Raw genomic sequence first — 12,741 nt, 5'->3', positions numbered from 1 at the left:
GGTGCCCGCTCCTTCCGGGCACCCCCCGCGCGACGGGCTTCAGCGCGGAGGGCAGGGCGCCGCGACGGTGCCCCGCGCGGTGATGCCCGATGCGCCCCGGGCCAGCTCGTCACAGACGAGCGAATGGAGCCGGAAGGCCATGCGCGCCTCCTGGATGACCTCCTGCACCTCGTCCGCGTCCAGCTCCAGCCCGTCGAGGCGCGAGTGGAGGCGGACGCGGAAGGCCGCCAGCTCGGACGCGGTGAGCGCGTCGTAGAAGCAGGTGCCCCGGCCGTCATCCAGCTCGAAGGCCTCCGCGATGCGCGGCGCCCGGGCCGGCCCGGTGAACAAATCCAACATGCACCGCGCATACGCATGCGCCACCAGCAGGTGCGGCGCTTCCTCCGCCACCTCGCGAAGCCGCTGCGCGTGCACGCGGGCCTCCAGGCACGCGAAGGACTCCGTGCGCGTCTCGCCGCAGAAGTAGACGAGGTCCGCCTCCAGCGCGCTGGCGCGGCGCAGCTCCGGCAGCAGCAACACCGGCGTCAGCGGCGAGTCCACCACGCGCGGCAGCACGCCCTCGAAGGCGGTGTACAGGTAGTGGAGCTGGCGCAGGTAGCTGACGTAGTGCTGGGCCCGGACGAACTGGCCGTACACGCCTCCGTCCCAGTTGTCCGCGAACAGCGTCTCCAGGAAGAGGGAGCGCTCCGCCTGCTGACGCGCCTTCGCCGTGCCTTCCTCCAGCAACACGGAGAGCGGGGCGGCCGCGGACTCGCGAGGAAGCGCGGAGGCCTCCGCGCCGGACTGGCGCCGCACGCGCGCGGACTGCTCCGTCCGCGGCAGGCGCAGGGAGCCGGTGGCGCTCACTGCTTCCACCCACCCGAGGTGAGCGCCGGCTCCGCCGTCACGAGGGGAGACTCTTCCCGCTCACCGAGCTGCTGGAGCGCCTCGGCCAGCGTCATGCCGATGGCGCGGAGCACCTCCTCCTCCACGCGAATCGTCACCGGGCCCATCGCCAGGTGGATGTGCCCACAGGAACACCGCGTCACCTCCGCGCACGGGCCCCGCGCCAGCACCGTCTTGCCGCATCCCTGTTCGAGCATCGCGTCTCCCTGATTTTGATTTTGATTATCGAAATCAATAAAATGATGCACGAAGTCGCCGCGGAGAGCAAGCGCCATCGTGTTGCAGGTCGGGGAGTGGGCCCGAGAAGCGGGCCTACTCGGTGGGCCTACGGAGTGTCGCGTCCCATGGGCTCGCGCTGCCCGTCGCGCAGCCCCACGAGCACGCTGGCGCCGCTGTCCGCCACGCTCAGCTCGCCGTAGCGCGCCCCGGCGTAGCGGTCCGCGTGGCCCTCCTGGAAGAAGAAGGCCTCCGCGCCCAGGCGCACGCGGTCGTCCCGGACGCGGTAGCGCAGCTTGAGCTCTCCCGGCGCCAGCGGCGTGTCCGGCGAGTCGAAGCGCACGAAGCGCCCCACGCCCTGCTCGTCCAGGCGCAGCACCAGGTTGCCGTCGTGGGGGCGCGCCTCCAGCTCTCCCTGGCGTTCGCGGCTGATGGCGTAGTCCAGCACCATGTAGTCGCCCTGCATCAGCGAGCGCGGGTCTCTGGGCGCCAGCTCCAGCAGCACCGGCTGTCCCCGGGCCAGCACATATTCCTTCTGGACGACGAGCCCCGCGGGCGCGCCGAGGGCGAGCACCAGCCCGCCGAAGATGACCGCAGCGCGCATCACCGCACCTCCGCCGTCGCGGCGGGGAAGCGCCGCGCGAGGAACGTCCGCAGGCCCAGGAACACCAGCCCGCTGCCCGTCAGCGCGAGCGCCTTGGCCAGCAGGGTGAGCCCCAGGTCGTAGTAGTACCAGCCGCCCGCCGCGAGCAGGAACGCCGCCGCCAGCCCCAGCAGCACCGTCGAGCGCCGGTGGAAGCCGAGCACCATCATCCCCGCCGCGGTGATGATGGTCGGCGTGTGCAGCGTCATCAGCGCCAGCACGCCCAGCGCGACGAACACCGCCACGCCCGCCACGCCGGACGCCTCCAGCTCCAGTTCCTTCATCACCCGCCACGCGGTGTACAGCGTCAGCGCCGTCAGCCCCAGCGTGAGCAGCGCATCCGGTACGGACACGCCGTGCATGCGCAGCTCACTCATGACCGCGCCGGCGAAGTTGAGCGTGAGCAGCGCGCCCATGAGGCCGCAGGCCAGCGCGAAGGCGGAGGGGCCCACCAGCTCGCCCCAGCGTCCGCGCCGCAGCCGGGCCTGCTCCAGGAGGAGCCAGTGCACGAGCACCGCGCAGCCGAGCAGCCCGAGCTGCATCCCCAGTTCGCCCAGCGCCTTCCACAGCAGGAAGACCGCCGCTCCCGCCATGCCCAGGGCCATGAGGAAGCGGAGGATGGCATCCGGGAAGAGGGCGAGCAGCACCGCGCCGAGCACGAGCTGGAGGACGGCTGGCGTGATGTCGCTCTCCGTGACGATTGCGAAGCCCGTCTCCACCATGGCCAGGCCGGCGAGGCACAGCGCCAGCGCGAGCTGCTCCATGAAGGCGCCCCGCGTGGCCCGCCGCAGCAGCGTGGCGCCGGCGCCGATGATGAGCCCGAGGAAGCCCATCAGCGCCTCTTCCTTCCAGAGGCCGACGCAGCCGAAGAAGCTGAGCAGGAACGACGCGGCCACCCACGCGCCGAAGCCGGCGAGCGCCTTGACGAACCACGGCGTGGCCACGTCGGTGCGCTGGTACACCTCCAGCGCGGTACGGGCCCGGGCCTCGGTGTCGGGAGCCAGATGCCCTTCCGCCTGGAGGCCCTTCAGCACGTCTTGAATCGAGGGGCGCGCCATCTCAGGCCTCCTCCGCCGCGCCCGTCGCACGGGCCTCGTTGCGCAGCCACCAGACCGCGAGCCCCACCTCGCCGATGATGATGAAGGGCATGATGAAGAGGCTGAACTCGTCCACGTTGGCGTCCACGATGAGCAGGCGGCCCACCCACGTGGTGGCGAGCGTCATCGCGGACAGCACGCCCACGGTGAGCAGGAACAGCTCGCCGTGCAGATGGCGGTGCAGCGCGTAGTCCGCCGCCAGCGAAGCCAGCACGAGCAGCAGCGCCACCCCGGCTCCGGGGCCCACCTCGGACGGCGCGACGATGAACGCCACCGCCGCCGCCAGCAGCGGGGCCACCGTCGTCACCGCCATCGTGCGAGGCACCCACCGTGCCCGCAGCCAGGACACGCCCGCGTTCGCGAAGTGCTCGTACGTGGCCCACGCGAAGCCGTTGAGCAGGCCCAGCCCCACCGCGAGCCACGCGGCCGTGTCTTCGTCGCCGCCGAGCACCTGTCCCCAGAAGAGGATGACGCCGGTGTTCACGAGCACGAGGAGGAACAGCCACAGCGGCGCGAAGCGGGCCATCGCCACCCACGGGAGGATGAGCACCGCCCAGCCGACGAACAGCTCATACGGGTCCGCGCCCGTCTGGTACGCCTGCCCATACACCGCGAGCAGCGCCCCCACGAGCACCGCTGAGGCCAGCAGGGAGAGCTGGCTGGCGAGCCCCTCGCCCAGCCGCCACGCGGCCACCGCGGTGCCTGCAATCGCCGCGGCGATGAGGCCCAGCTTCCCGAAGCGGTGCAGGGCCGCCCAGTTGTAAGCGAAGAAGTAGATGACGCCGGAGAGCACCAGCAGTGTGCCCAGGCCCATCAGCGTGGTGGACAGGAAGCTCCGCCACTCGGAGCGGGGCGGGGTGGCCACGGACAGGTGGAGCGCGCGCTGCAGCGCGGCGGGCGGAAGGACTCCGGCGTCCGCGAGCGCTCTCAGGCGTTCGGGTGTGGCATCCAGGTCGAGCAAATCTTTCGGCACGCCGGGCAGTGTAGCCGTTGCCCGGGTCGGACGGTCCAGGCCCCGGGGTTGGGGCCACCCACACCGGGCTCGCCCGCATGCCGTTGGCCACAATCTTGGCGGCATCCCCGAGTGCCCGGGTATCGTCACCACGCCCGGCGCGGAAGGCGCGCCGCGAAAGAGGGAGCGCTCTCCAGATGGCGACCATGAAGTGTCCGAAGTGCGGCCGTGCTCTCGACGTGACGGGGCTCGCTCCGGGCTCCGGGCTCACCTGCGCGTGCGGCAACGTGACCACCGTCACCGCCGGCTCCAGCCGGAAGACGCTCTACATCATCCTCGGCGTGGTCGCGGTGCTGCTGGCCTGCCCGTGCGTGGGCATGTTGTCCGCCATCGCCATCCCCAACTTCCTCAAGTTCCAGGCGCGCTCGAAGCAGGCCGAGTGCAAGGCGAACCTGAAGGCCTGGTTCACGTGGCAGAAGGCGTACCACCTCGAGAAGCGCGCCTATGACCTGAACCCTTCGGCGCGGGGCTTCATGCCCGAGCGCGGAAACCGCTACGCGTACTTCGCGGGTAATGGCCCCATGACGTCCCGCGCGGAGGCGGCGGTGGAGCCGCTGCCGGACGCGGTGGGAGTGGACGTGGACACCTTCAAGTTTCCCAACATGCGCTCCGTCTCCGCATCGGACCTGCCTCCGGGGGTGGCGGACCGGCTGGGTATCTCGGGCCAGTGCCCCGACTGCAACATCACCCTGGCGTGCGCGGGCAACGTGGACAACGACGACACGCTGGACGTGTGGATCATCTCCACCCAGGACCTCGACCTGCAGGACGAAGAAGGGCAACCCGTGCGGGCCGGCATCCCCGCGAACATCGTGAACGACATCATGAACTGACGCCGGGTTGCTCCGCTCGCGCATGAAAGCCACGCCCAAGCCGCTCCTCCTGCTCGCGGACAGCTCGCTCCTGTTCTGGCGTGACGGAGACAGGCCGTTCCTGGCCTGTCTCCACGCGTTGCTCGGGGACGTGCAACCGCGAGCCGCGTATCTCGGCGCGTCCAACGGCGACGTGCCCGACTTCTACGAGCTCTTCACCGGGGCCATGGAGGGCGTGGGCATCTCGCGCTGCCGGATGATTCCCTCACGGCCTTCGGACGAGGACCGCGCGTGGCTCGCGAGCGCGCACGTCATCCTGCTGGCGGGAGGTGACCCGCTCCTCGGCTGGGAGACCTTCCAGAGGAACGGCGTGGAGTCGCTGCTCCGACAGCGCTACCGCGAGGGTGCCGTCCTGATGGGCATCTCCGCGGGCGCGATGCAGCTCGGCACGCGGGCGTGGCCGGAGCATCCGCCTCCCGGAGCGTTGCCGCTGTTCCCGGTCCTCGGCCTCGCGCCCTTCCTCGTCGGCGTGCATGGGGCTCCGGACTGGAAGGAACTGAAGCGCGCCATGCACGCCGCGGAGCCGGGGGCGCGTGGAATCGGCATTCCGCTGGGCGGTGGTGCGCTCGTCCATCCGGATGGGACGCTGGAGCCCGTACGCCATCCGGTGGCGCTGTTCCAGTGGGAAGGGGACGTGCTTCGTCAGTCGCTCGTGACGAGGTAGGGCTTGGGGAGGGGACGCTCCTCACAGTCGAGCGCCGTGCCGTCCTCCCACGCGAGCATCAACAGGTCCGCCGGCCCGTCGAGCGCGATGATGGGGTGGTGCCAGAGCCCGGGGCGGTAGTTCACCCCCTGGCCCGGGCCACACACGAAGGCGCGAAGCTGGGACAGGTCCGGCTCGCCGCGCGCGTCGTCCGGACACACGACGACGAGGAAGCGCTGGCACGACAGCGCCACGAACATCTGCGACGAGCACGGGTGGCGCTCCAGCAGCTTCACCTCGAAGGGCAGCGTCTTCGCCACCGAGCGGAACACCGCGAGGTTGGGCTGCGCCTCGGGCCGGCTGCCTCCGAGTCGGGCCACCCGGTCATACCGGGTGGCGGTGCCCTGGTTGGCGCTGGAGCCTCCGGAGAGCCCCAGGCCGATGACGTCTCCGAAGGGAGCGAAGGCCTCACGGGTGAGGGGTTGTGCTCGAAGTGGCGTTCGCATGCCTCGCATCTTGCCTCAACCGGGGGAGGTGGCTGTTAGCATCCGGGGCATGAGGACAGGGTGATGGGCTCCGTCAGACAGAACCTCCGGCTGCGCTGCTCGCTGCTCGTGCTGTCCTCCCTCCTCTTGCTGGGCGCCTCACCTCCCCAGAAACCCATGAGCTCGACTCCTCCTGTCCCGTCCCAGGCGCTTCCTCCTCCGAAGGCGCTCGCCGAGCGGTGGTCGGATGTCCACTCGAAGGACCTCCCCGTGGCGCCGCTGGTGCGGCATGGCGACGTGGAGAAGCACCTGAAGGACCTGCGCGAGCGCGCTCCGGACCTCTTCGGCCTGGAGGAGGTGGGGCACTCGGTGGAGGGGCGCGCGCTGTACCACGTGTCCCTCGGCACCGGCGCGCGGCACGTCCTGCTCTGGTCGCAGATGCACGGCGACGAGCCCACCGCCACCACGGCGCTGCTCGACTTCTTCGAGTACGTCCGCACGCACCGGCAGGAGCCGTGGGTCGCCCGGATGCTCGGCGAGCTCACGCTCCACGCGGTGCCCCTGCTCAATCCCGACGGCGCCGAGCGCTTCCAGCGCCGCAACGCGCAGGGCATCGACATCAACCGCGATGCGCTGGCGCTCCAGACGCCGGAGGCGCGGGCCCTCAAGGGACTGCGGGACAGGCTGAAGCCCTTCATCGGCTTCAACCTCCACAACCAGAGCTGGCGGCATGCGGTGGGCCGGACGGGGCGCCCCGCGTCCATCTCGGTGCTCGCGGCGGCATTCGACGAGAAGCGGAGCGACAACCCGGGGCGGCTGCTCGCGAAGAAGGTGTGCGCGGTGATTCGCGACGCGGTGGAGACGCTCGCGCCGGGACAGGTGGGGCGCTACGACGACTCCTTCGAGACGCGCGCCTTCGGCGACAACATGACGCGCTGGGGGACGCCCACGGTGCTCATCGAGACGGGCGCGTGGACGTCGATGCCGCCAGACGAGCCGCTGGTGCGGCTCAACTTCGTCGCGCTGGCCACGGCATTGGAGGCACTGGCCACCGGCAGGGCCGCCGAGGCGGACATCACTCGCTACGACTCCATTCCGGAGAACTTCAGCTCGGGGCTCGTGCAGGTGCTGCTGAAGGACGTGGGGCTGTTCGGCGCGGATGGGAAACCCTTCACCGCGGACGTGGGCATCGCCGTCACGCGCGAGGTGCACCGGAAGGGTGGCCAGCTCGCGCTCGTCCATGTGGGCAAGGTGGAGGAGCTGGGAGACCTGCGCGTCCTGGGCGCGATTGAGACGGTGGAGGGTAGGGGACTGTTCGCCGTGCCGTCGGCGGGGCAGTCCGCGAAGGAGGGTGACACCCTCCGGCTGGAGAAGCCCGGCAGGGACGTGGTGGAGCTCGGGCAGTCCGGTGAGCTGATGCTCCTGAAGCCGCTGGGGCCCGCGTCCACCTTCCGCGTGGAGCGCATCCTCCGCTTCGACGGGTGAGCGCTCAGCGCACGGACGGCTTCGCCGTCCACGCGTCGACCTTCGCGACCTCCTCCGAGTTGCCGGCCTTCTCGAAGAGGCTGCGTGCTTCCAGGGCGAGACGCTGCGCGTTGGTGTGCTGCCCCAGCCCCCACATCGCCTGGGCCAGGAAGAAGCGCGCGTGGCCCGCGTCCTGGGGCTCGGCGTCCTCCAGCCCTCGCACGGCCGTCTCCAGGGAGCGCGCCGCCTCCGAGTACTCGCCGCGCCGCAGGGCCAGGCGTCCCAGGTCGATGAGCACCAGCGCGGTGAGGGGGTGGGTGTCGCCCACGGACTTGTGCAGCACCCCATACGCGCGGCGCAGGTGCGGCACGGCCTCCGCGTCTCGTTCCGCGTCCAGCAGGCTCTCTCCCCAGCTCTGCTCGAAGATGCCTATCTCCTGACTGTCCGGCCCCTTCGTGCGCTCGATGATGGCGATGGCCCGCGCGAAGCGCGACTCGGCCTCCGCCCAGTCGCCCCGGGACAGGAAGCAGCCCGCCGTGTTCTGCAGCCCGTTCGCGACCTCGGGGTGGTCCGGCGGCAGCGCGCGCTGGACCCGCACGAAAGCCTGCTCCGTGGCGGCGCACGAGTCCGCCTCACGCCCCATCCGGTCATAGACGACAGCGAGGTTCGTCCACGTGGAGGCCTCCAGCGTGTCGTTCGGCACCTCCGCGCGCTGCTGGAGGGCCAGCGCCCGCTGGAGCGTGGCCATGGCCCCCGCGTAGTCCCCGGAGTACGACTGCGCCGCGCCCAGGTTGCTCAGCACCAGCCCCAGCTCCTGCTCCGCCGAGGGGCCCTCCGCCTCGAGCGCCTCCGCCGCCCGGGCGAAGTGCTCGCGCGCCTTGGGGTAGAAGCCGGACCGGTACTCCATCATCGCCAGGGTGTTGTTGTACTGGCCCCTCAACGCGTGGCTGATGCCCGCGCGCTCCACCGCCACCTTCGCGTAGCGCGCCAGCCGTTCTCCGTCCTCGTACCTGTCCAGCCGGCTGCCCACCACGCCCACCAGGCCGATGCGCGCGCGGGCCAGCGTCTGAAGGTCTCCCGCGCTCTCGGCCGCAAGCGATGCTTCGTGCAGCGAGGCTTCCGCCTTCGGGAACTCTCCCAGCCGCTCCTCCAGCGTTCCCTGCTGGAGCCACGCCTCCGCCTCGGCTTGCGGCAGGCCCGCCTCGTGGGCCTCCTTCACCACCGCCCGCGCGCGCTCCACCCCCGCGGCGTAGCGGCCCGCGGCCATCAGCGCGCGCGCCTCGGACAACCGTGCCTGGAGCTGCGCCTGCACGGGCTGCTTCTCCGGCGGCACCGGCGGAGCGCCCGAGGCCAGCGCGCTCCAGTCCGAGCACGCCGTCAGGTCCGGCAGCGAGCGGCTCGCCCGCGGCGCCTTCTGCACCACCTGCGCGTCCACCGTGGTGAGCACCTCCGCCAGCGCGCGCAGGTCTCCCCGTGCCCGGTCCAGGCACGCCAGGCGCAGCGCGAGCATTCGCTCCGGTTGCGAGCGCTCCACGTGCGTGGCCACGCACGCCTCGCGCCGCGCCTCCGTCCACTGCGCCGCGTACGCGTCCAGCGCGCCCGTCACGGCCCGCGAGACGATGTCCGCCTGGGGCACGCCGCTGCGCGCGAAGGCGGCGCGCACCGCCTCCCTCCGCGCGCCGTCCCACGCGCCGTCCAGCCGCGCCACGCCCACGCACGCCTCGGCCCGCGCCCGCAGCAGGGCCCGCGCGCCCACCGGTGCCGCCGCCACGCCGAGCAGCGCCGCGCCCACCGCGAGCCAGCGGCGCCGCTGGCGGGCCGGGTCTCTCTCCAGCTCCGCCACCAGCGCCTCCACCGAGGGGAAGCGCTCGTCCGGCGAGGGGCTCAGCCCGCGCAGCAGCGCGCGGCGCACGGACGCTGGCACCGTCCTTCCCGGAGGTGGCGGCCGCACCCGGCCTTCCCACATGGCCTCGCGTATCCGCACCACGTCCGCACCGGCGAAGGGGCGCTCTCCGTACAGCGCCTCGTACGCCGCCACGCACAGGCTGAACTGGTCGCTGCGCGCGTGGGTGCCGCGGCCCTCCAGTTGCTCGGGCGCCATGTACACCGGCGTTCCCATCAGCGCGCCGGAGCGGGTGAGGGACACGTCCAGCGGCGCGGCCCCATCGCTCTCGCCAGGGCGCTCCGGAGCCTCGCCTTCCTGCAAGCGCGCCAGCCCGAAGTCGGTGATGCGGGCGCGCCCGTCGCGGCCCACCATGATGTTGTCCGGCTTCACGTCGCGGTGGACCAGCCCGGCCGCGTGCGCGGCGGCCAGGCCGTGTCCCGCGTCGGACACCACGCGCACCACCTCGCGCCACGTGCGGGGCCGCTCCGCCAGCCATGCGCTCAGCGTGCCGCCGTCCACCCACTCCATGGCGACGAAGACCTGCTCCTTCCAGGTGCCCACGTCGAAGACGGGGACGACGTTGGGATGTGACAGCCGCGCCAGCGCCTGGGCCTCGCGCAGCAGCCTCGCGCGCGCCTCTGTGGAGGGGCCCCGCCGCGCCGGGTGCAGCAGCTTGAGCGCCACGCGCCGGTGCAGCTCCGGGTCATAGGCCGCGTACACCACGCCCATGCCGCCCGCGCCCAGCGGCTCCAGCAGCACGTACCGCCCGAGCGCCGTGCCTCGCGCCAGCAGCGGCGCGTCCGCCGCCGGGGAAGGCTCCGTCCCGGCGGGAGACACCGTCCGCGTGGCGCCTCCCTGGTCCGCCAGCAGGGCCACCGCCTCCAGGCACTCCGCGCAGTCGCGCAGGTGGTGCTCCACCGCCTCGCGCTCGCCGGAGGGCAGCGAGCCGTCCGCGAAGGCGACGAGCTTCTCGTCGTCGGGGCAGGGCGTCACGGACGGGCTCATGGCCCGAAGCCCTTCGAGAGTGACAGGTGGACCTGGCTGCGCACCAGCGCCATGAGGGACTCGAAGTCCTCGGGCCCCAGGCGCAGCGCCTCCATGAGCCGCGCGCGGATGCCGGCGAGCAGCCGCTCGCGCGCCCGCGCAATCCACCGCGCGGCCGTGGCCCGGTGCACGCCGTACGTGCGGCCGAGGTCGTCGATGTTCAGCCCCTTGGCGAAGTGCAGCCGCAGGACGTTGACCTCGGTGTCCTCCAGGTCCGCGAGCGCCGAGCGGAAGGCCTGCTGGAAGGCCTCGCGGTACTCGCCCTTGATGAGCGCCAGCTCCGGGTCCGGCGAGGGCATGGACAGCCCCGTGACGAGCCGCTCGTCCAGGCTCACCGGCTGCACGCCCCGGCGCAGGTTGAGCGCCACGCGCGTGGCGACGACGCCCACCCACGCCTCCAGCGGGCCCCGGCCGGAGTACTCCAGGAGGCGGGGCGCGCTTCCGCCGGTACCAAGGAGCAGCTTCTCGCGCACGTCCTGCCGTACCTCCTCGATGAAGGCGGCGGACGCGTCCACGCGGCGCGCCGCCTGGGCCACGCGCTCGCGCACGCGGCGGTCCAGCTCCTCCTGCGCGCGGGCGTTGCCGGCCACGCACGCCATGGCCAGCACCCTATCTCGTACATACACGGTTGCAGATGTAACACCGTCGCGGAAGCTCTTCCGCAAGGCCTCGCTCAGCCGGGAGGGCTCGACGCCCCAGGCCTCGCACGCGGGGGCGGCGGCCTCGAGCTGCGCGCGAAGCCACGCCTCCCAGTCCTGCGCAGGCGCCGGGGAGACTTCGTCGGGGTCGGGGAACTCGGACTCTGCGTCGGATGACATCTGCGGGCCCGTGAAGACAGGACCCGCATTGTGCCCGGGATTCGCGGTGGGATGAACCCCCACCAGCCATGTGAATGGCATCCGGGCGCTCGGGCTCGAGGCATTTCCCCGAGCCCGTCCATGAGAGTCGCGCTCAGCCCTTCGCGCACCACTTGCCGAACGCGCGCTCCTCCGCCTGGCGGCCGCGCTCGCGCAGGCCGGTGAGCAGCTTCTGCTCGTCCATCGTCCCGTCCAGCGTCTTGTACGTCAGCCCCGGCTCCCAGTCGCCGCTGGCGGTGGCGTCCTTGTGGACGCGCTCGAACTCCTCATGGAGCTGCACGGCGTACTGGTTCACTGCCTTGCACCGCTCCACGCGGCCCGCGTCGCGGTGCACCTCGCCGCGCCGCACGAAGTGCTGGAGCTGGTTGTACAGGGCGGCCGCGCGCGAGCCGGAGGCCTCGCACACCAGCTTCTTGTCGGTGGAGCCGCACGGCGTCGTGGAGAGGCTCGTGTCCTGGGCGTAGATGCGCACCGTGGCCGTCTTCACGCGGATGAGGCCGCGCGTCTCCAGCCCCACGGGCGCGGACATCACCACCACGTCCTTGCGGTTGAGCCCGGGGAACTCGCGCTTGAAGGAGCTCTTGATGTCCGCGGGGATGGCGCCCGGCTTGGGGAACTTCTTGCAGTCGAGCTGGTGGGCCGCTACCGGCGTGCCGATGGACTGCCAGGGCCCGTAGCGGCCGGTGCCCGGGTGCTCCTCGATGGAGTGGAAGCCGTAGTCCACATAGCCGCAGCCGGAGAAGCGCTGCGTCTCCAGCTTCGCGTACGGGTACGTGTCCTCCTCGGCGAGCCGCTGCTCCTCCAGTGCCAGCTCGCACAGCGCGAGGGACACGGGGACGTCCAGGACGCCGATGTCCACCGGGCCCGAGTAGCGCAGCACCGTCGCGTCCACGCGCGCCGCCCGGTCGAGCTGCTGGTGGACCTCCGCCTCCAGCTCCTTCGGCGCCACGCCGGGCCCGCCCGCGTTCCGGCACGAGGAGATCGCGTCGTCCACCAGCTCCAGCGCCTCGCGGTCCACCTGTGTCACGCGCGTCCCATCCCCGAAGGCCTGCTTCGCGCGCGAGCCCGCCCGCTCCATCAGCTTCTTCTCGATGGCGAGCAGCCGCGCGCGGGCCTCCTTCAGCCCCGGCGCCCCTTCCTTCGGCGCCTCCGGGCCGAAGAGCGCCTCGCGCAGCATGAAGTGGGGATTGGACCAGGTGGTCAGCCGGCCCGCGTCCAGGTCCTGCTCCAGCGCGTTCAGGTCCTGCTCGATGCCCGCCGCGCTCGCGGGCGTGGCCGTGAATGAGAGAACCGCCGCCAGACACGCCGTGCCGATGTGCTTCCTCATGAAGGATTTCCTCCGGTGTTGCTCACGGACACACCCGGGTGGAATCCGTCGCATCGGAAATTTTCGTGGGGTGGTCACTCCAGAGGCCACGTCGGGTGGTCACTCGGGTGTCCACCTGGTCACTCCAGTTACCACCCGCGACAGCGTGAATCCCTGGGACGCAAGCCCCGCTTTCCTCTGAGAGCGCCTCTCCGCGCGGCTCGCGCGAGGGCTGGCATGTCCCCTGCTCAGGGAATTCGCGAAACGCCAGGGCACACCCTCGATGCCCACGAGCAGGGGCCCCCTCACCCTGGCGTCTGCCTCTGCCCTGG

Annotated in this window: 12 protein-coding genes; 3 read left to right on the top strand and 9 right to left on the bottom strand. The window is 71.8% G+C overall.

Annotated elements, in window-relative coordinates; all coding sequences use genetic code 11:
* Positions 1–39: 39 nt before the first annotated feature.
* The 5 genes from ACVTJA_RS39910 to ACVTJA_RS39890 form a co-directional block, all read right to left on the bottom strand.
* Positions 40–846, bottom strand: coding sequence for a biliverdin-producing heme oxygenase (locus tag ACVTJA_RS39910; protein WP_465828306.1), 807 nt, complete (start codon positions 844–846; stop codon positions 40–42).
* Positions 843–1,082 carry a hypothetical protein gene (locus ACVTJA_RS39905; RefSeq protein ID WP_465828304.1) on the bottom strand — a complete coding sequence of 80 codons (240 nt, stop codon included), beginning with the start codon at positions 1,080–1,082 and terminating at the stop codon, positions 843–845. The genes ACVTJA_RS39910 and ACVTJA_RS39905 overlap by 4 nt, the downstream gene beginning before the upstream one ends.
* A gap of 128 nt (positions 1,083–1,210) precedes the next feature.
* Entirely contained in the window at positions 1,211–1,708 is a 498-nt protein-coding gene (locus ACVTJA_RS39900; protein ID WP_465828302.1) for a GDYXXLXY domain-containing protein, read from the bottom strand.
* Positions 1,705–2,802 carry a DUF4401 domain-containing protein gene (locus tag ACVTJA_RS39895; RefSeq protein ID WP_465828300.1) on the bottom strand — a complete coding sequence of 366 codons (1,098 nt, stop codon included), beginning with the start codon at positions 2,800–2,802 and terminating at the stop codon, positions 1,705–1,707. The genes ACVTJA_RS39900 and ACVTJA_RS39895 overlap by 4 nt, the downstream gene beginning before the upstream one ends.
* Position 2,803: 1 nt before the next feature.
* On the bottom strand, positions 2,804–3,814 hold the full coding sequence (locus tag ACVTJA_RS39890; RefSeq protein ID WP_465828298.1) for a DUF2157 domain-containing protein: 1,011 nt from the start codon (positions 3,812–3,814) through the stop codon (positions 2,804–2,806).
* 185 nt (positions 3,815–3,999) lie between these two features.
* Here ACVTJA_RS39890 and ACVTJA_RS39885 point away from each other — a divergent pair, with 185 nt between their 5' ends.
* Both ACVTJA_RS39885 and ACVTJA_RS39880 read left to right on the top strand, forming a co-directional pair.
* A complete protein-coding gene (locus ACVTJA_RS39885) occupies positions 4,000–4,686 on the top strand; it encodes a fimbrial protein (protein WP_465828297.1) in 687 nt (228 codons plus the stop codon).
* A gap of 22 nt (positions 4,687–4,708) precedes the next feature.
* Positions 4,709–5,389 (top strand): Type 1 glutamine amidotransferase-like domain-containing protein, encoded by a 681-nt coding sequence (locus ACVTJA_RS39880; RefSeq protein ID WP_465828295.1) that lies wholly within the window; start codon positions 4,709–4,711, stop codon positions 5,387–5,389.
* Here the strand turns inward: ACVTJA_RS39880 and ACVTJA_RS39875 are convergent.
* Positions 5,368–5,874, bottom strand: coding sequence for an ureidoglycolate lyase (locus tag ACVTJA_RS39875; protein ID WP_465828293.1), 507 nt, complete (start codon positions 5,872–5,874; stop codon positions 5,368–5,370). The two genes, ACVTJA_RS39880 and ACVTJA_RS39875, sit on opposite strands and share 22 nt — an antisense overlap.
* A 63-nt stretch (positions 5,875–5,937) precedes the next feature.
* Between ACVTJA_RS39875 and ACVTJA_RS39870 the strand changes: the two genes are divergently transcribed.
* Positions 5,938–7,338 carry a M14 family metallopeptidase gene (locus ACVTJA_RS39870; protein WP_465828292.1) on the top strand — a complete coding sequence of 467 codons (1,401 nt, stop codon included), beginning with the start codon at positions 5,938–5,940 and terminating at the stop codon, positions 7,336–7,338.
* 4 nt (positions 7,339–7,342) lie between these two features.
* Here the strand turns inward: ACVTJA_RS39870 and ACVTJA_RS39865 are convergent, their stop codons facing one another.
* The 3 genes from ACVTJA_RS39865 to ACVTJA_RS39855 form a co-directional block, all read right to left on the bottom strand.
* Positions 7,343–10,207, bottom strand: coding sequence for a protein kinase domain-containing protein (locus ACVTJA_RS39865; RefSeq protein ID WP_465828290.1), 2,865 nt, complete (start codon positions 10,205–10,207; stop codon positions 7,343–7,345).
* Complete coding sequence (locus tag ACVTJA_RS39860; RefSeq protein WP_465828288.1) at positions 10,204–11,064, bottom strand: hypothetical protein; 861 nt, start codon at positions 11,062–11,064, stop codon at positions 10,204–10,206. Before ACVTJA_RS39860 ends, ACVTJA_RS39865 begins: the two co-directional genes overlap by 4 nt.
* 133 nt (positions 11,065–11,197) lie before the next feature.
* Positions 11,198–12,430: a hypothetical protein gene (locus ACVTJA_RS39855; protein WP_465828286.1), complete on the bottom strand. Its 1,233-nt coding sequence runs from the start codon at positions 12,428–12,430 to the stop codon at positions 11,198–11,200.
* Between the last annotated feature and the right edge of the window lie 311 nt (positions 12,431–12,741).

This window comes from Pyxidicoccus sp. M6 (assembly GCF_055568925.1).
This window is presented reverse-complemented; position numbering and strand designations above follow the sequence as displayed.

What these genes read in the sequence shown, in the direction of transcription:
- ACVTJA_RS39905 (WP_465828304.1), bottom strand. Translation starts at nt 1,082, where the DNA reads ATGCTCGAACAGGGATGCGGCAAGACGGTGCTGGCGCGGGGCCCGTGC.
- ACVTJA_RS39895 (WP_465828300.1), bottom strand. Translation starts at nt 2,802, where the DNA reads ATGGCGCGCCCCTCGATTCAAGACGTGCTGAAGGGCCTCCAGGCGGAA.
- ACVTJA_RS39885 (WP_465828297.1), top strand. Translation starts at nt 4,000, where the DNA reads ATGAAGTGTCCGAAGTGCGGCCGTGCTCTCGACGTGACGGGGCTCGCT.
- ACVTJA_RS39880 (WP_465828295.1), top strand. Translation starts at nt 4,709, where the DNA reads ATGAAAGCCACGCCCAAGCCGCTCCTCCTGCTCGCGGACAGCTCGCTC.
- ACVTJA_RS39875 (WP_465828293.1), bottom strand. Translation starts at nt 5,874, where the DNA reads ATGCGAACGCCACTTCGAGCACAACCCCTCACCCGTGAGGCCTTCGCT.
- ACVTJA_RS39870 (WP_465828292.1), top strand. Translation starts at nt 5,938, where the DNA reads ATGGGCTCCGTCAGACAGAACCTCCGGCTGCGCTGCTCGCTGCTCGTG.
- ACVTJA_RS39865 (WP_465828290.1), bottom strand. Translation starts at nt 10,207, where the DNA reads ATGAGCCCGTCCGTGACGCCCTGCCCCGACGACGAGAAGCTCGTCGCC.
- ACVTJA_RS39860 (WP_465828288.1), bottom strand. Translation starts at nt 11,064, where the DNA reads ATGTCATCCGACGCAGAGTCCGAGTTCCCCGACCCCGACGAAGTCTCC.
- ACVTJA_RS39855 (WP_465828286.1), bottom strand. Translation starts at nt 12,430, where the DNA reads ATGAGGAAGCACATCGGCACGGCGTGTCTGGCGGCGGTTCTCTCATTC.